The sequence below is a fragment of the Paenibacillus kobensis NBRC 15729 genome (assembly GCF_004000825.1).
In the GTDB taxonomy this organism is placed as follows: Bacteria; Bacillota; Bacilli; order Paenibacillales; family Paenibacillaceae; genus Paenibacillus_T; species Paenibacillus_T kobensis.
This window is the reverse complement of sequence record NZ_BILZ01000080.1, coordinates 1-18,132: the sequence shown is the minus strand read 5'-3', so window position 1 is coordinate 18,132 and position 18,132 is coordinate 1. Positions and strand designations below refer to the sequence as shown.

The 18,132-nt window shown below is 53.3% G+C and carries 15 protein-coding genes; 12 read left to right on the top strand and 3 right to left on the bottom strand.

Features of this window, described 5'->3' with window-relative positions:
- Positions 1 to 141: 141 nt before the first annotated feature.
- Positions 142 to 2,853 (bottom strand): aconitate hydratase AcnA, encoded by a 2,712-nt coding sequence (gene acnA / locus PKO01S_RS26345; protein ID WP_127534426.1) that lies wholly within the window; start codon positions 2,851 to 2,853, stop codon positions 142 to 144.
- A gap of 230 nt (positions 2,854 to 3,083) precedes the next feature.
- On the opposite strand from acnA, the gene PKO01S_RS26340 reads away from it, so the two are divergent.
- The 9 genes from PKO01S_RS26340 to PKO01S_RS26300 all read left to right on the top strand — a co-directional run bounded on the left by PKO01S_RS26340 (position 3,084) and on the right by PKO01S_RS26300 (position 12,054).
- The gene (locus PKO01S_RS26340) at positions 3,084 to 4,217 is read left to right on the top strand and encodes an amidase domain-containing protein (RefSeq protein WP_127534425.1); all 1,134 of its coding nucleotides are present in this window, start codon (positions 3,084 to 3,086) and stop codon (positions 4,215 to 4,217) included.
- Positions 4,218 to 4,276: 59 nt separating this feature from the next.
- Positions 4,277 to 5,392, top strand: coding sequence for a D-alanine--D-alanine ligase (locus PKO01S_RS26335; protein ID WP_127534424.1), 1,116 nt, complete (start codon positions 4,277 to 4,279; stop codon positions 5,390 to 5,392).
- 83 nt (positions 5,393 to 5,475) lie between these two features.
- Positions 5,476 to 5,796, top strand: a complete 321-nt coding sequence (locus tag PKO01S_RS26330; RefSeq protein WP_127534423.1) for a hypothetical protein — start codon at positions 5,476 to 5,478, stop codon at positions 5,794 to 5,796.
- Positions 5,793 to 6,875, top strand: coding sequence for a UV DNA damage repair endonuclease UvsE (gene uvsE, locus PKO01S_RS26325; RefSeq protein ID WP_127534422.1), 1,083 nt, complete (start codon positions 5,793 to 5,795; stop codon positions 6,873 to 6,875). The genes PKO01S_RS26330 and uvsE overlap by 4 nt, the downstream gene beginning before the upstream one ends.
- Positions 6,876 to 6,969: 94 nt before the next feature.
- Entirely contained in the window at positions 6,970 to 7,791 is an 822-nt protein-coding gene (locus tag PKO01S_RS26320; protein WP_127534421.1) for a sulfite exporter TauE/SafE family protein, read from the top strand.
- Positions 7,792 to 7,953: 162 nt separating this feature from the next.
- Complete coding sequence (locus tag PKO01S_RS26315) at positions 7,954 to 8,805, top strand: inositol monophosphatase family protein (RefSeq protein WP_127534420.1); 852 nt, start codon at positions 7,954 to 7,956, stop codon at positions 8,803 to 8,805.
- A gap of 89 nt (positions 8,806 to 8,894) precedes the next feature.
- A complete protein-coding gene (locus PKO01S_RS26310) occupies positions 8,895 to 9,623 on the top strand; it encodes a nucleoside phosphorylase (RefSeq protein WP_127534419.1) in 729 nt (242 codons plus the stop codon).
- 248 nt (positions 9,624 to 9,871) lie between these two features.
- Positions 9,872 to 10,597 (top strand): hypothetical protein, encoded by a 726-nt coding sequence (locus PKO01S_RS26305; protein WP_127534418.1) that lies wholly within the window; start codon positions 9,872 to 9,874, stop codon positions 10,595 to 10,597.
- A 17-nt stretch (positions 10,598 to 10,614) separates the two neighbouring features.
- Positions 10,615 to 12,054, top strand: coding sequence for a zinc-ribbon domain-containing protein (locus PKO01S_RS26300; protein ID WP_164779785.1), 1,440 nt, complete (start codon positions 10,615 to 10,617; stop codon positions 12,052 to 12,054).
- A gap of 93 nt (positions 12,055 to 12,147) precedes the next feature.
- Here the strand turns inward: PKO01S_RS26300 and PKO01S_RS26295 are convergent, their stop codons facing one another.
- Together PKO01S_RS26295 and PKO01S_RS26290 are read right to left on the bottom strand one after the other, a co-directional pair.
- Entirely contained in the window at positions 12,148 to 13,461 is a 1,314-nt protein-coding gene (locus PKO01S_RS26295; protein WP_127534416.1) for a glutamate-1-semialdehyde 2,1-aminomutase, read from the bottom strand.
- A 715-nt stretch (positions 13,462 to 14,176) separates the two neighbouring features.
- Positions 14,177 to 15,247, bottom strand: a complete 1,071-nt coding sequence (locus PKO01S_RS26290) for an LCP family protein (protein WP_127534415.1) — start codon at positions 15,245 to 15,247, stop codon at positions 14,177 to 14,179.
- 175 nt (positions 15,248 to 15,422) lie between these two features.
- On the opposite strand from PKO01S_RS26290, the gene PKO01S_RS26285 reads away from it, so the two are divergent.
- From PKO01S_RS26285 to PKO01S_RS26275, 3 genes are read left to right on the top strand one after another with little or no spacing between them, the layout of a single operon-like run.
- Positions 15,423 to 16,523 (top strand): ABC transporter ATP-binding protein, encoded by a 1,101-nt coding sequence (locus tag PKO01S_RS26285; RefSeq protein ID WP_127534414.1) that lies wholly within the window; start codon positions 15,423 to 15,425, stop codon positions 16,521 to 16,523.
- On the top strand, positions 16,520 to 17,314 hold the full coding sequence (locus tag PKO01S_RS26280) for an ABC transporter permease (protein ID WP_127534413.1): 795 nt from the start codon (positions 16,520 to 16,522) through the stop codon (positions 17,312 to 17,314). Before PKO01S_RS26285 ends, PKO01S_RS26280 begins: the two co-directional genes overlap by 4 nt.
- A 7-nt stretch (positions 17,315 to 17,321) precedes the next feature.
- Entirely contained in the window at positions 17,322 to 18,113 is a 792-nt protein-coding gene (locus PKO01S_RS26275; protein ID WP_127534412.1) for an ABC transporter permease, read from the top strand.
- Positions 18,114 to 18,132: the final 19 nt, after the last annotated feature.

The following is an 18,132-nucleotide window of genomic DNA, read 5'->3' as shown; positions in this document are numbered from 1 at the left end:
CAAAGTGTGTCGTAAGATTAGACTCTGAGGCAAAGGGATAGTAAACCAATGTAAATCAAAATGGCCTGTAAGCCGCGGCGGAGCCGCTATGCTTACAGGCCATTCGTATCAAGGCGGGCTATAGCAGCCCGCCTTGCCATATTACATGTTAGCGATCATTTGACGGAGAACCGTCTGCAGGATACCGCTGTTGCGGTAGTAGTCGACGTCAACGAGCGAGTCGAGACGTACGATTGCTTGGAAGTCGAATTTCGAACCGTCTTCACGCGTAGCGGATACCGTTACGAGTTGGCCCGGTTGAACGTCGTTCGACAGACCTGCGATATCGAACGTTTCGCGGCCCGTAATGCCGAGCGACGACCAGCTTTGGCCTGCTTGGAATTGGAGCGGCAGAACGCCCATGCCGACGAGGTTCGAACGGTGGATACGCTCGAAGCTCTCTGCGATAACCGCTTTGACGCCGAGGAGGAACGTGCCTTTAGCTGCCCAGTCGCGGGAGCTGCCCGTGCCGTACTCTTTGCCTGCGATAACGACGAGGTTTTTGCCTTCGGCTTGGTATTTCATCGATGCGTCGTAGATCGACATTACTTCGTCCGTCGGCAGGTACTTCGTTACGCCGCCTTCCGTGCCTGGAGCCACTTGGTTCCGGATACGGATGTTAGCGAACGTACCGCGCATCATCACTTCGTGATGGCCGCGGCGCGAGCCGTACGAGTTGAAGTCTTCGCGCTTAACGCCATGCTCGATCAGGTATTGGCCGGCAGGGCTGTCAGCTTTGATGTTACCAGCTGGCGAGATGTGGTCCGTCGTAACGGAGTCGCCAAGCAATGCCAGAACGTTCGAGCCGTTGATGTCAGCGATGTCGCCAACTTCAGCGCCCAGGTTCGCGAAGAACGGCGGGTTAGCGATGTACGTGGAGCTTTCGTCCCACTCGTAGCTTTCGCCTTCCGGTACGTCGATTGCGTTCCAACGCTCGTTCTGCGTAAAGACGTTGGCATACTTGTCGCGGAAAATTTGCGGGCTCATTGCCGAGCTGATCGCTTCTTGAATTTCCGCTTTCGTAGGCCAGATATCTTTCAAGTAAACGGGTTGGTTCTCTTGGTCATAGCCGATTGGATCGTTCGCCAGGTCGATGTTAACCGTACCAGCCAGTGCATATGCAACGACGAGCGGCGGCGATGCCAGGTAGTTCGCTTTAACCTGTGCGTGAACGCGGCCTTCGAAGTTACGGTTACCGGACAGTACAGCCGCTACCGTCATATCGTTGTCAGCGATCGCTTGACCAACTTCATCTGGCAATGGACCGGAGTTACCGATACAAGTTGCGCAGCCGTAGCCGGCAACGTGGAAGCCGAGTGCTTCGAGCGGCTCGATCAGACCTGCATTCTTCAGATATTCCGTAACAACCAGGGAACCTGGCGTCAGGGACGATTTCACGTAGCCTGGTTTCGTCAGACCGCGAGCGACAGCTTTCTTCGCTACGAGACCAGCGCCGACCATTACGCTTGGGTTGGACGTGTTCGTGCAGGACGTGATAGCTGCGATAACAACAGCACCCGTACCCATCGTGCTAGCATCGCCGTTCGGATGCTTCACGTCAACCTTTTGCTCAATCTTCTCGTCGGACAGGCCGTAGCCGCCTTTGTCGATTGGCGTGCGGATAATGCTGTTGAACGCTTCTTTCATCGCTGTCAGCTCTACGCGGTCTTGTGGACGCTTAGGACCTGCGAGCGATGGAACAACCGTCGACATGTCGAGTTCGATAACGTCTGTGAAGACAGGGTCAGCCAGATCGTCCGTACGGAACATGCCTTGCTCTTTGTAGTAAGCTTCAACGAGCTTCACTTGCTCTTCTTCGCGGCCCGTCGAACGCAGGAATGCGAGCGTCTCGTCGTCGACTGGGAAGAAGCCGATCGTAGCGCCGTACTCTGGAGCCATGTTGGCAACTGTAGCACGGTCAGCAAGGCTGATGTTCGACAGACCGGAGCCGTAGAACTCAACGAATTTGCCGACTACGCCTTTTTTACGGAGCATTTGTGTAACCGTCAGCGCGAGGTCAGTTGCCGTCGAGCCGTCTGGCAGGCTGCCCGTCAGCTTGAAGCCGATAACTTCTGGCATTACGAAGTAGAGTGGTTGACCGAGCATACCAGCTTCTGCCTCGATGCCGCCAACGCCCCAGCCTACTACGCCAAGACCGTTGATCATCGTTGTATGGGAGTCCGTACCAACGAGCGAGTCTGGATATACGACCGTTTCGCCGTCTACCGTCTTCGTTGCTGCTACAGATGCGAGATATTCAAGGTTAACTTGGTGAACGATACCCGTTGCCGGTGGAACCGCACGGAAGTTATCGAACGCCGTTTGTGCCCAACGGAGGAATTTGTAACGCTCAGCGTTCCGTTGGAATTCATATTTCATGTTCGTCTCAAGCGCATCAGGGGAACCGAATGCGTCAACCATGACGGAGTGGTCGATTACAAGGTCAACCGGTACGAGCGGGTTGATCCGTTTAGGGTCGCCGCCAGCTTTCTTAACCGTGTCGCGCATTGCTGCAAGGTCAACGACAACCGGTACGCCGGTGAAGTCTTGAAGAACGATGCGAGCTGGGATGAACGGAATTTCTTTGTCCGTGCGAGCTTCAGCCCACGTTGCGAGTTGTTTGACATGCTCTGCCGTAATGCCGCGGCCGTCGAATTGACGGATCGCTGCTTCGAGCAGCACTTTGATGGAGAAAGGGAGCTTGGAGATACTGCCGAGTCCTTGCTTCTCGAGTGCCGGCAGGTTGTAGTACGCATACGACTTGCCGCCGGATTCCAGCGACTGACGTACGCCGTATTGGTCTTGCTTAGCCATGTACAATAACGCCTCCTTGAATGGATTCATTCGAAATCAATTGGTGTTTCATTCTGTGAAACACGATTTCATAAAATGCTTATGAATACAGTATATCGTTTTTATAGGGGGTACGTAAAGCCTGTTTATAACGATTTCAATCTGTATTTCTCATGAACGCGTCTATTTCCACATAAGATGAAAAAAGCGTAGAACTCCATTATTTTTCATCCAAATGAGGAGGGATGAGCATGCCGCGATCGACGAGCCGCGCAGTCGGCAGGCGAGGGGCCGGAGCGCCGCGTTCCGCGCAGCCGCAGCGGCCACCGGCAGTGCAAGAGCCGAAGCAGCAGCTTGAAGGCTGGAAGTCCGGCGTTCATGCGTACATTAAGCGGTTCAACCAAGCAGAGGTTGATCAGCACCCGTCTGTTTTTGATGGTCTGATTACCGATGGCGATCATCTGCTGCGGCTCGGCTCCCGGCTGGAGCGGCTGCGCGAACGGGATCTGCTGCGCGGCGTGCTCTCCTCAAGAAGCGAGACGAAGGCGGAGATTGTCCGCGTGAACGAATCGGCTTCCGAGACGACGGTCATGCTGAAGCTTCGCATCAAGCGCATTATGGAACAAAAGAGCCGATCTTATACAGAGGAAAGATTGGAGCACGAACGAATCTGGCTCGCACGGGACGGACGGGACTGGGTCATTACGCGCGTAGAGCCCGTCGTATCGGAGCGCAGGCCGCGGTTCGGCGCGAACGGACAATCGCCGATGCCGGAGGAAAGCGAGCTGTGGACGGAAGCAGCCCAGCGCGTGATTAGACCGCCTTCGGCGCCGTTTTTAAATTATGATATTTTACCGGAAATCAAATATCGCGCAAAGCAGACGTACCGCCGCGATCTTGTGGCAGCATACGCCGACCGGTGGTGGAACGAAGGCAATCCGTCTTATGAGTTGTTTGAAGTGAATTGTACGAATTACGTGTCCCAGTGCATCTTTGCAGGCCATGCGCCAATGAACTATACTGGTAAAAGAGATAGCGGCTGGTGGTATCAAGGGCGCAATGGCGGTCGCGAAATGTGGAGCTACAGCTGGGCAGTCGCGAATGCGATGCATTCGTTCCTCGCTTCGGGGAAGAAGAACGGCTTTCGGGCGACGGTGGTCGATTCAGCCGATCAACTGCAGCTTGGCGACGTTATTTGCTACGATTGGAACGGTGATTACCGGTATCAGCACAGCACGGTTGTAACGGCATTCGATGTAGACGGCATGCCGCTCGTCAATGCGAACACAGTTGCAAGCCGGCACCGGTACTGGGACTACCAAGATTCCTACGCCTGGACCGATAAGACGAGATACCGCTTATTTCATATAGCCGACCAATTCTAAATGTGAACGACGAGTATGTCATAGTCGTCCACGAATACGAACTACCGGAGGAAAAACGAATGGGCGAGAAGATTCGCGTAGGTCTTATCTACGGGGGAAAATCTGGGGAACATGAAGTGTCGCTTCGCACCGCGCTGGCGGTAATGGGCGAATTTGATTATAACCGTTATGAAGTAAAGCCATTCTATATAACACATGAAGGCCAATGGAGAGCGGGCGATCTGCTGCTGGCTCCGCCGGCGGACATCGCTTCCTTGCAGCTTCCAGAGTCTGCTGCACAGGGCGGAGCAATAGGTCCGGTATTCCAAGGGCTGCAGACGAGTTCCGGTCAATCGGGAGACAATGGCCGCACGCTGGATGTCGTCTTCCCGCTGCTGCACGGCACGTTCGGCGAGGACGGCACGATCCAAGGGCTGCTTGAGATGGCGAACCTGCCTTACGTCGGAGCGGGCGTGCTCGCTTCGGCTGTCGGCATGGACAAAATTACGATGAAAAAAGTGTTCGCTCACGAAGGGCTGCCGCAATGCGTATTCCGGTATTTCAACCGGACGCAGTGGGAGAAGGACCCGAACTATTACGTAATGGAGATTGAAGTTGCACTCGGCTATCCTTGCTTCATCAAGCCTGCGAATCTGGGCTCCAGCGTCGGCATCTCCAAAGCAAGAAACCGCGAGGAGCTCGTAGCAGGTATCGAATACGCGCTGCGCTATGATCGCAAGGTTGTAATTGAGGAGTTCGTCGAAGCGCGCGAGATCGAGGTCAGCGTGCTCGGCAATGACGAGCCAAGAGCGTCCGTGCCGGGCGAGATCCGGCCTTCGAATGATTTTTACGATTATAAAGCAAAGTATATTGACGGCACTTCCGTGATGGAGATCCCTGCGAACATCCCGCCTGAGACAGCGGATGCAGTCCGCGAAATGGCGCTGCGCGCTTATACGGCAATCGACGGATCGGGCCTGTCCCGCGTCGACTTCTTCATGCGCAAATCCGACGGCGAGCTGTTCATTAACGAAGTGAACACAATGCCGGGCTTTACGCCATTCAGCATGTATCCGCTCATGTGGAAGGAAACCGGCGTCTCTTACCGCGAGCTGCTGGATGAGCTGATCTCGCTTGCTCTGCAGCGTCATGCCGACAAACAGCGCATTGATTACGGCGGCGGCTCCCCTGAATAAGGGGACTGCTTGGCCGAGCGGGACAAGCATAGCATTCATGTCCTGGACTTACATAACATATTCGATATAGGGAGGAACGGTTTATGGGCTTCCAGACCGAATTCAATTCCGTATGCAAATTCAAGTCGGAACAAGAGCTGTACGAACTGCTCGAGTACGGACGCGGCAAAATGGTCAAAAGCGGCTTCCGCGTATTTCCGACGGGCCAGAAGGTAATCGCGTATTCGCCAAGCAATCAAGCGATTGCGATCGTCCGCATTGTCGCGTCGATAGCGGAGATTAATTTTCAAGGCGAGGAAATAACAGAAGTCGAGATGGTGCTGATCCGGAAGCTGACGGAGGAAGAAGCGCGACTGCAGACGGCGCTTGCGCACGAGATGTTCTTCGGAGAGCATAGCGCGTGATTGTCCGGTTCGGATTCGTTGCGATGAGCATGCTGCTGGAGAACGCTTCGCCCTCGAAGACGATGACGTACGCAAGTTTCTCGAAGCTGGAAGACCGGGAGGCAGCGCTGCGGAAGTTGGAGAGGGTCGCGGAGGTGAATCTTGATAACTCGCTGCGACTGCTTCGGCACTGCCGGGGCAGCGGGGTGCAGGTATACCGGTTCTCTTCGAAGCTCGTTCCGCTGTTCACGCATGATGCGCTTAGCGGCTGGGATCCTTTCCCGGTGTTGGCGGACAAGTTCTCGGCTATTGGGGAATTCGTGCGCGACAACGGCATGCGAGTATCGTTTCATCCGGACCACTTTTGCGTGTTCAGCACGCCGAGGCCCGAGGTGCTGGCCAAGTCGACGGAGGACTTAGGCTATCATGTTCGTATGCTTGAGGCGATGGGGCTGAACGAAACGGCCAAAAACAATATTCACGTCGGCGGCGCTTACGGCGATAAGAACGTCTCGGGCAAGCGGTTCATCGAGCAGTTCGGGGCGCTCGACCCGCGTTTGAAGCACCGCATAACACTGGAGAACGACGATAAGACGTTCAACGTGCGCGAGACGCTGGATATCGCGGAGAACGTAGGCGTTCCGATGGTGCTGGATATTCATCATCATGCGGTGAACAATGGCGGCGAGAGCGAGGCCTCGCTGTGCGGCGAACTGTGGCCGCGCATTGCAGACACATGGCGCCGCGAGAACGAACGCCTTGCAGAGACAGGGCAATCGGCGTACGGCGGTTTGTCCGGCAGTGCAGTAGACGCTGACCGTGAAGGAAGCGGCGGCGTGCGGGACCGGATGCTGCCTCCGAAGATTCACGCTTCCAGTCCGAAGAGCGTGTCAGACCCTCGCGGTCACGCCGATTATGTCGAAGCAGCTCCGCTGCTTCGGTTTCTCCAGCAAGTGTCGGGCTCGGCTCCGGCAATCGATTGCATGCTGGAGGCAAAGCGGAAGGACGATGCGCTGTTCCAACTCATGAACGAGTTTCGGGAGTCGGAAGCCCGCGGCGAGGGCGTGCGCGTCGTCAGTCCTTCGGCAATCGAATTGTAAGCGGAGGCCGCAATCAGCAGTCGTTCTGATGGCGGCTTTTCGCTTGCAGGCATGAATACATCTATCGCGACATACGTAGAAGGAAGGGAATTGTGTGCTAGAGATCGTCCTGCTGGCGCTGCTGGGCCTTGTGTCCGCGGTGTTCGGCAGTATTGTAGGCCTGGGCGGCGGCATTATCATCGTTCCGGCGCTAACACTGCTAGGCTCGCAATTGACCGGGGAGACGATTGAACATCCGACAGCGGTCGGAACGTCGCTTGCGGTATTGATCGTGACGGCGCTCGCGTCGACGATGACTTATGCGAAGAAGCGCCGTGTCGACTGGCGGAGCGGGTTGCTGCTGTTCATTACGAGCGGGCCTGCCGCCATGATTGGATCCGCATTGACCGGGCATATGAAGAACGGCGTGTTTCAACTGTCGTTCGGTATTTTTATGCTGCTGATGGCGGGGTTGCTTGTAGCAAGAGATTATATGAAGCCAATTTCGAAGAAATGGCCGATTACCCGTACCTACACGGACGATAAGGGCGTGGAGCACCACTATGGTTATTCGGTCCTTCCGGCGTTATTGATTGGCTTCGTCGTCGGTATGGTATCGGGTCTCTTCGGCATCGGCGGCGGATCTCTATTCGTGCCGGTGATGGTGCTGCTGTTCCGCTTTCCGCCTCATGTGGCCACGGCAACGTCTATGTTCGTTATTTTTATGTCATCGATTCTTGGAACAGGCGTGCATGCTTATCTTGGCGAGACGAACTGGTGGATCGTGCTGATGCTTGTGCCGGGAGCGTGGGTAGGCGGCAAGTTGGGAGCGTATATCGCTACGCGTATGACCGGCAATGCGCTGCTATGGGTGCTGCGCGTAACGTTCGTACTGATGGCGGCCCAATTGATTTATGAAGGCACAGCGGCATTGTAATGAGATGCGGCGAGGGTAGAGTCGGTTGAACGCCATGCCATTCTGCACGGAGCGTCAACCATTAATAGGGCCGTCTGGATGTAAAAGGGCGAAACTTTGACCGGTACAAGACGTATTGTAGTAAAGCAACCGGAACCTTATAGGAAAGTAGCGTGATCGAAGGTGAATGAAGAGCGGGACGTCCCCGTTATCGGAGGCAAGAGCTTCACAGCCGTTGCCATTAACTGTGCGGCTAAAGCGGGGGAATGGATTAAGACTAAGCTTGGCAAACATACGAGTTTGTCATTAAAATATTCGGCGCAAGACCTTGTGACCGAGGTGGATAAAGGTGCCGAGACGATGATTCGGAATCTCGTCATGACGCATTTTCCGCACCATTCGTTTCTAGGAGAAGAAGGCGTGCAGCCGGGACCGGAAGCATCGGCGCATGCGCTTCATGATATGAAGGACGAAGAGTATCTCTGGGTCGTCGATCCGATCGACGGAACGACGAACTTCGTGCACGGATTTCCGTTCTTCTCCGTATCGATTGCACTCGCTCATAAAGGTGAAGTGATCGTTGGCGTTATTTATGACCCAATGAGGGACGAACTATTCGTCGCGGAGAAAGGCAAAGGAGCTTACGTGCACGGCCAGCCGATGGTGGTGTCGCAAGAGGGAACGCTGCGCGACAGTTTGCTCGCAACAGGTTTCCCGGCGGATCCGCAGATGCTGGCGCCGAACATGCAGGGGCTGCAGGCGCTTGCGCCGCAGGTTCGCAACATCCGGGCAGGGGGATCGGCCGCTCTGCATATGGCATATGTAGCGGCGGGACGGCTCAGCGGCTTCTGGGAATACGGACTGAACGCGTGGGACTTGGCAGCGGGCTCGCTTCTCATTACAGAGTCTGGCGGGCAAGTAACCGACATCGCTGGCGAGCCTTATCATCTTGGCGTCCGGCATGTCGTCGCTTCGAACGGTCTGATGCATGACAGCTTCGTAGCGGAGTTGAAGAAGACCGGCGGTCAGCGGTAATAGATCTATAAAGTGATGCAGGCTGCGGCCGGCGATTCAGCCGGCGCGTCTGCATCCTTTTTGTCCATAAGGGAAGGAGCAATGGTGCGATGTATATGCCAATTCTGCAAATCGAGTCGGAGGATATACCGGAATATGCGCTCGTGTGCGGCGATCCGCGCCGCGCGGCAGCGATTGCCGAGAAATTGGAACATGCGCGGGAGCTTGCTTTTGCAAGGGAATACCGGACTTTCGTCGGCGAATACGAGGGCGTTAAGCTGGCGGTCGTCAGTCACGGCGTCGGTTGTCCGGGAGCTGCGGTCTGCTTCGAGGAGCTTATTCGGGCAGGCGTGAAGACGCTTATTCGGGTAGGGACGGCGGGTTCCTACTCGGCGGATTTGCCAGCGGGCAGTCTCGTGGTGAGCACCGCGGCCATTCGGACAGACGGTTTGACGCGCCAGCTCGTGCCTGACGGCTTCCCTGCCATTGCGGACAGTGACGTTGTGAACGCGATATATTCGGCTGCACTGGAAGCGGAAGGCGATGGTGCCGTTCGCAAAGGGCTGACGGTTACACTGGACGTTTTCTTCAACGGGGTAGAAGAGTTTCCGCACAAAAAAATGAAAGCTGCTGGCGCGCTCGCGGTCGAGATGGAAATTTCGGCGCTGTATGTGATCGCGTCGCTGCGCGGCGTTCGGGCAGGCGCGATCGTCGCGGTGGACGGCTACGCAGATGCGGATCTGGCGGCGGAGTACGATCCGCATACCGACGCTGTCGGTAAGGCTGTCGACCGCGAGATCGCAGCTGCGCTTGGCGCTATTGTGAAGCTGGCGCAGTAATCATAGAAATAAGGGGATGCTTGCAGGTCGAAATGACTTGCAAGCATTTTTTTTGTTCGAAAGAGAAATAATGGGTTTTTATTAAACTCATATGGTATTCAATATAGTAAAAATAACCTAAAAATAAACTAAAATCATATGATTCTATATACCTATCACAATATACGACATACTTCGACAAGTACCATCTGATATACTTTGAAACGAGTCAAAAGTTGTAAAATAATCAAATATATTGGGGGATTAAAATGAATTATTGTACGCAATGCGGACAAAAGAGAGTCGAAGGAGAGGGACATGTTTGCCAGGAAATTGCAGCAGCACACTCTGGGGAATCTCTAGTTGGAAAGAGTGGGAGTAACGCAGTGTCGAACACTATAAAGCAAGTCGATCATCATGTAATTTATGCATTGCTTAAAAGCCCGCAACGTGCTGCTAGTCTGCAACCGGACAGGGACCTCATCTACGGAATCCTCGGTTTGGCAGCATCTATCGTTGGTTTTATGATTTGGGTATGGATGGTTGGGAAAAAATTAAGCAGTCTCTTTGATGACATATTTGGATTTAACAGTTTTTTGGAAATAGGGAGCGCATCCAGCAAAATCACTTCCATACTTACGGGTAAGCTTTTTGGTTTAGCCATGATTTCTATTGTAGTGATTGTCGCAGCTTTGTGGTTGATCGGAAACTGGACAGGGCGCAGAAAGCTGACGGTCAAAGAACTCGTTACCTATTTCGGCGGTTCACAATATAGCTTTGGTGCGGGTTTTATTATCGCGGGTCTCGGAACGATAATTAGTCTCCGGGTATCTATTATCCTTGTTGTCATCAATTTACTTGCTGCTCTTGTTATGAATCTGATGTTCGTCTCCGAACTGGCTGAAGTGTCTAGAGAACGCAGACTGACCTTCGTTGTCAGCAGCATCGCAGTATACTTCATTCTAAGTGCAATTCTGGCAGTTATCATCGTTTAGAGGAGAGGGCATCACGAGTGTATTGTGCAAACTGTGGATCAGAACTAGCTAATGATGATCGGTTTTGTGGAAATTGCGGAGAGTCTGTTCCATCCAATGTGAAACCTGCTCTGTCTATACCACAAAAAGCTATCACAATTCCGAAACTTCAATTGTCTAAGCGCGCGAAAGTGGCAGCAGCTGGAGTAGTAGGGGTTGTTGGAATCTTAGCAGCCATTTATGCTGTGGCTCATTATACATACGGTCCAGCTACACCAGAGAAGCTCGAAGCGAAGCTGCAAGCAGCAGTTGAAGAACAAAATGTTGATAAGCTTGTAGGCTATTTATCGTACGATAATGAGGATTTGAAGAGCAGTGAAAAAATAAAAGCGTTTAAACAAGCTTTTAAAGATGAAACAGCAACGGAATACAAGGAAGCAATTAAGGATGCATTAATTGCTGTACAGCAATCTGAGCAAATGAGTGAATTGGGATTTGACGAACAATGGGGAAATGGAGGAACGATCGTTTTTATAAAAGAATCAAACTGGCGCGGGACGAAGTGGTCGTTTAAGATCGAGCCTTCAAATGTGACGTTCGAACAGCAGCCGGATTGGACAGTTGTTACATCGTTGGAGACGTTAGGAGGCGACACCGGAACGATCAGAGGTATTTGGCCAGCAGTATATGAGTATCAATCGGAAATATCCAACCCATACGGGGGAAAACAGAATATTCAAGGCTCCGTTAATTTATTTCATGATCCAGAAGAAACCGTAAATCTTGAGAGTGAAGTCCAAAATGAGGTAACATTCTCGATCCCCGTTATTAAGGGTGTTCAATTTACTTTAAATGGGGTTGATTTCCCTGCAATGGAAGAGGGACAAACGCGGGTAACGATTTCTCCTGCCCCTGACGAATTGAAGTTGGCGGTGAAAGGTACGGTGATCGGAAGAACGATTGATCGAACGGAAACGTTAACCGGATCGGAAGCCGAAGAAATTTCACTCTCCACACTTGTCAGTCAGGCAATCGCAGAGGATGCTGTGGGAGTGATTTTAAAAGCTAATGTATCGTGGACAAAAGCAGTTAATGCGGGACTCACATCGTTATTAACAGATCTTGAACCAGATAGTTCAATTATGAACTTATTCTCACGCAACATTACGGAGGGAGGATCGGAACAGAAAGTCCATTTGGAACGAGTTGCTATTGATCCAACGGATATTGAGATTTCCGATGATCACATTCAAGTTATTGCGGAGGAAGAGTACAGCTATCCAGGAAGTACACTATCTAACAATCTTTCAAGAAATACCTATACAATAAAAAAGCAGCAGGATCAAGATCGATTATGGCTATCTGACGTGAATTATACTTATTACTGGGGCAAGAGTTTATTTGAGCAAAAAGATGTCATCATTAAGATTAACCAAGATAAGCCGGAAACCGGGAAAGAAGCTGCAGTAAGCTCATAATAAAAGGTTGAACAGCATGTATGGAGTACAAAAAAATCGTCCTGATCTGATGGAGAATATCTCCGTTAGAAGGGACGATTTTTAGTGTACTGCTTAAAGTACCTTGCTCAGCGCAAGGTCTGCCGCCTCAATTGTCGCATCCACGTCTGCATCAGTATGGGCGGTCGTCAAGAACCATGCTTCATACTTCGATGGAGCAATGACAACGCCTTCCTCCAGCAAGCCGCGGAAGAAGCGGGCGAATTGCTCGCCGTCGGTCTGCTGCGCTTCATCGTAGTTGGAAATCGGGTGATCGCAGAAGTGCGTCGAGAACGCGCCGCGGATCCGGTTGATCGTCAGCGGTACGCCATGGCGCTTCGCGGCCTCGCCGATTCCGTCTGCGAGACGGATCGCGAGCCGTTCCATCTCCTCGTATACGCCGGGCGCGCTTAGAACTTCGAGGCAGGCGATGCCCGACGAGATCGAGGCCGGATTGCCGGCCATCGTGCCCGCTTGGTAAGCGGGGCCGAGCGGAGCGACCTGCTCCATAATGATTTTGCGGCCGCCGTAGGCGCCGATCGGCAGCCCTCCGCCGATGATTTTGCCAAGTGCCGTCAAGTCTGGCTCGATCGCAGCATGGTCAGGGAATGCGCCGTACGTCTGTGTGCTGCCGTAATGGAAGCGGAAAGCGCTGATGACTTCGTCATAGATAACGAGGGCGCCATATTCGCGGGTCAGCTTGCACAGCGCTTCGAGGAAGCCGGGTTTCGGCATAACCATGCCGAAATTGCCGACGATCGGCTCGACCATGACGGCTGCCGTATCGTCGCCCCAACGCTCCAACGCTTCGCGCAGTGCGTCGATGTCGTTGAACGGAACGGTAATGACTTCATGCGCGATGCTCGTCGGGATGCCTGCGCTGTCCGGAATACCGAGCGTCGAAGGGCCGGAGCCGGCTGCGACGAGGACGAGGTCCGAATGGCCGTGGTAGCAGCCTGCGAACTTGATGATTTTGCTCCGCTTCGTATAGGCGCGGGCGACGCGGATCGTCGACATGACGGCTTCCGTACCAGAGTTGACGAACCGGACCTTATCGAGCGAAGGGATCGCATCCTTCAACATGCGGGCGAGCTTGATCTCAAGCTCAGTCGGCGTGCCGTACAGCGTGCCGTTCTCGGCAGCGCGTACAATCGCCTGCGTAATATGCGGGTGGGCGTGTCCCGTAATGATCGGCCCGTAAGCGGCCAAATAGTCGATGTACTTGTTGCCGTCGACATCCCAGAAATAAGCACCGTTCGCACGCTCCATAAATACCGGGGTGCCTCCGCCGACTGCCTTGAACGAGCGGGAAGGACTGTTGACCCCGCCGACGATATGCTGCAGCGCTTCTTCATACAATTGCGCGGAACGCGCACGATTATTGATCATCGAATCATAACCTCCGTAAATGCATAAGCTTGCTTCTAGATTATTATAACAAACTTCGCGGGACGAATGGATTGGAGATTGCGGACGTTTGCGGGATCAGGGGTGGTTGGGTGGCGGTTAGGTGGCGGTTAGGTGGCGGTTGGCGGTTGATGATTGATGATAGATGGCTGATGGCTGTTGGTTGTATTCTGTACAATGAAAAGTTCAGCTGATCGTTATTGGGCGGGTTTCATTGTATTCTGTACAACCGAAGAAACGGGAATCCGGCGGTTTTAAGCTTATTGAGGCGAGTTGGGCGTTTTTTCGTTGTATGAAATACAATCAGAGTGGTCCATACCGTGTAGAAGATAAGATTTCATTGTACATAATACAACGAGTCGCAGGTGATCTCCGTCGGAACAACATGCCGCAGATGGTTCTTCGTCGGAACAACGAGCAGCAGATGGTTCTTCTGTAGGAACAACATGCCGCAGGTAGCCCTCTGTTGGAGGAATGAGCAGGAGAAGTCACTCCAACAACAATGACATTTGACCCATTGGACATTCGCTCCAACTGGAGTTCGTTCGGCAGACCAGACGAAGCGGCAATTGCCGGCAAAGCCTTGCCGAAGAGTCCAAGAGCGGCGCGAATCGAAGCATACCTTAACATGCATCCGCAAAAAAAGGACTGCCCACCGTCATCCTCATGACGAAATGGTACAGTCCTTCACCTAATATTATTGCCCTTCCGATGACGAAGCGCTGTCGTCGGAGCTCGTGCCGTCGGTACTTGTACCGTCGGTTCCGGTGCCCGTCGCTGCAGTGTTCTTGTCCGTCGCCAGTGTCTCTTGGACGAACTCGCGAAGCTTGTCCTCATCTTTGATGCCGATGACGGCTGCTCCGCCGACCTTATCTTCACCGATCAGATCCATTGGCGGCACTTGCTCGGAGCCTGCCATGGAGACGTTGCGGCCAAGGTTGCCAAGCTTCAGCATATCTTCTACGGTCAGGTTCGTTTCGATATAAGGCTCGACACTTTCAATAATATCTTTCATCTTCAAAATGTTCCAACCCGTCAGGATCTTGTCCGCGACCGCCTTCATGAACGCCCGCTGGCGTTCCGTCCGGGTGAAGTCGCTCATCGCATCATGCCGGAAACGAACATATTGCAGCGCGTGGTCGCCGTCGAGATGCTGCTGGCCTTTCTTCAAGTGGATGTCATAACGGTTCAAGTCCGCGTTGTCGACATAATTCATGTCCTTCTCCACGTAGAAGTCGATGCCGCCGATTTCGTCGATCAGCGATTTGAAGCCTTCGAATTCGGTATAAACATAATATTGAATATCAAGTCCAAGCAAGTTGCCGATCGTCGTGCGGGCAAGCCGTTCGCCGCCTTCGGTTACTGCTGTGTTGATCCGTCCTCTGCCGTGATCCGGGATGTCAACGTACGTATCGCGCAGCACAGAGAACACATGCGCTTTCTTCGTTGCTGGATCGATCGAGACCACCATCATGGTATCGGAACGGGCAACCTGATTCTTCTCAAGTCCACGGCCGTCGCCGCCCATGAGCAAAATATTAACCCGCTCAGATCCTTCCCACTTCGGAGGCTCTGGCGTTGCGTCGTTCTCAAACTGGCTGAATTTCGAATCTTCGCCGGACTTGTGCAGGTTGTCGACAGCGTTGTATACGCCGATGCCCCACACGGCAGCGTAGATAAAAATGCCCGCTATAACGACGAGCAAACCAAACAGTGACCATAGCCACCAAGGTCTGCGCTTTCTTTTCGCTTTTTGACGCGGTTCCATTGAATGTCGCTCCTTTTTGGAGTATGCTTTCTTGGGCCTATCTGATTGAAAATCGAAATATAATGCACATCCTAAAATTATAAGGCTCATTGTCGTTTGGAATCAAGTTTTATCATGAAAGCAAAAATAAGTATTACAAAAATCGGGAAATGTCGAGCAGGAGAGGGGCAACATCGTGTCAAAGCTAGCGATCGACGTACATGATCTAAGAAAACAATTCAAAGTGCAGAACAATCGCTCGGGACTCGGCGGAGCGCTGCGCGATCTATTCAAGCGTGAGTACCGCGAGGTTACCGCAGTTAAGGATATAACGTTCCAAATTCCGCAAGGCGAAATTTGCGGCTACATCGGAGAGAATGGAGCAGGCAAGTCGACAACGATCAAAATGCTGACCGGCATCCTTGTACCGACGTCGGGCAAACTGCAAGTTAATGGTTACGTTCCTTATAAGGAACGGGAGAAATTCGTTAAAGAAATCGGAGTCGTCTTCGGACAACGGTCGCAGCTGTGGTGGGATATCGGCGTTATCGAATCGTTCCAACTGCTGCGCAAAGTGTACCGGGTGCCGGAGGCTGACTTCCGCCGCCGTCTGGACGAATTGGTCGAACGTCTGCAGCTGTCGGAGCTGTTGAACCGTCCGGTGCGCAAGCTGAGTCTCGGCCAGCGGATGCGCTGCGAGCTCGTCGCTTCGCTGCTGCACAATCCGTCGATTCTGTTCCTTGACGAACCGACGATCGGTCTCGATATTATCGTGAAGACGGAAATCCGCGAGTTTCTGAAAGAGATGAACAAGGAGCATGGCACGACGATTCTGCTGACGACGCATGATTTGCAGGATATCGAGGCGTTGTGCTCGCGCGTTATTATGCTGGACGACGGCCGCATTATTTATGACGGCGGTCTGGAAGAACTGAAGACGCGGTGGAGCAAAGGCCGCGAAATCAAATTCCAGTTCGGCGCGGCGATCGGACTCGACCGGCTTCGTGCGATGACGGAAGGGCTTGGCGTCGAGTGGTCGAAGGATAACGAGATGGCGTCCACGATGTGGCTGCCGCATTCCGTGAACGTGTCTGATGCGCTGGCGCGCGTCGTCGGCTCCTCGGTCGATATCCGGGATATTAAAATCAACGAGACGAATACCGACGAGATCGTCCGCGAAATTTACCAATCCGGCAGCGCGGAGACGAAGACAGCTGCGGTTGCGGCGCTTGAACCGGATGCTGAAGGTTCAGCGGACCAAGCGCAAGAGGAACGGAAGGAGACGGCGCGGCCATGATGAGCGCGTATATCGATTTTATCCGTATCCGGTTTCTAATGATGCTTGCATACCGGGTGAACTATTACAGCGGTATTGTGATCTATGCGATTAATATAGGTGCTTACTATTATTTGTGGCAGGCGGTGTACGGAGACAAACAGGTGCTCTCCGGCTTTACCGTTGCGCAGATTACGACCTATACAGCGGTGTCTTGGATGGCTCGTGCGTTTTATTTCAACAATCTGGACCGTGAGATTGCGAACGAAATACGAGACGGCAGCGTCGCGATTCAGTTGATCCGTCCTTACTCGTACCTCGCGGTGAAGATGATGCAGGGCTTCGGCGAAGGGATTTTTCGCTTACTGCTGTTTATGGTTCCGGGCATGGTCATCGTCTGTCTGCTGTTCCCGGTGTCGCTGCCCACCGATCCGGCGGTGTGGGGCGTTTATCTGATTATGCTGTTGTTCGCTTTTCTTATTAATACGCAGATCAATATGTTGACCGGCCTGTTCGCCTTCTTCGTCGAAAATAACGAGGGTATGATGCGCATGAAGCGCGTCATCGTCGATCTGTTCTCGGGCGTCGTTGTACCGATCGCGTTCTTCCCGGGTTGGCTGTCGGTGACGATGAAGTGGCTGCCGTTCCAGGCGATTACGTATTTGCCGAGCTCGGTCTTCACAGGCCGTACGCCGCTGTCGGAAGCAGGGGGCGTACTCGGCGTGCAGGTGGTATGGTTCGTCATTCTGCTGGTGCCGATCGCCTTCACTTGGCGGGCCGCTCGCATGCGGCTGTTCGTGCAGGGGGGGTAACGATACGATGCTATATATGTCACTGTTCTGGGAATACTTGAAAAACTATGCGAAGACCAAGCTAACTTACCGCGCAGACTTCTGGATTGAGGTGCTGTCGGATCTGATGTTCCAAGGGCTCAATCTGATCTTCATTCTGATCGTCTTCCTTCAGACGCCGACGCTTGGCGGATGGTCGGAGGCGGAGGTCGTGTTCGTCTACGGTTTCTTCATGGTGCCGTACGGTATCTTCGCGACGTTCTTCAGCTTATGGAATTTCGCCGACCGCTACATCGCGAAGGGGGAAATGGACAGGGTGCTGACGCGTCCGGCGCACAATCTGTTCCAGGTCACGCTCGAGAATATGGACCCGCCGTCGCTTATCGGCTCTCTTGTCGGCATCATTATTATGGCGGTCAGCTATGGACAGCTTGGGCTCACGATCCATTTGCTCGACATTCCGATCATGATTCTGCTGATCATTGGCTCCGTGCTGATTTATGCGGGCATGTATACGGCGCTGACGGCGATCTCGTTCTACTCGGACGCACCGACGGGCATTCTGCCGCTCATGTACAATATTCAGAGCTATGGCCGCTACCCGGTCAATATCTATAACAAAATCATCCGCTTCGTGCTGACGTGGGTGCTGCCGTTCGCATTCGTCGGCATCATTCCGGCGTCGTACTTCCTTGAGCGGAAGGCCGACAACATCGCTTCGCTCGCGCTGTATACGCCGCTTGTCGGACTGATCGCATTCGCGATCGGACTGACGGTCTGGAACCGCGGCGTGAAGCGGTACAGAGGCGCAGGATCGTAAGGGATTGGTTAGGTTTAAG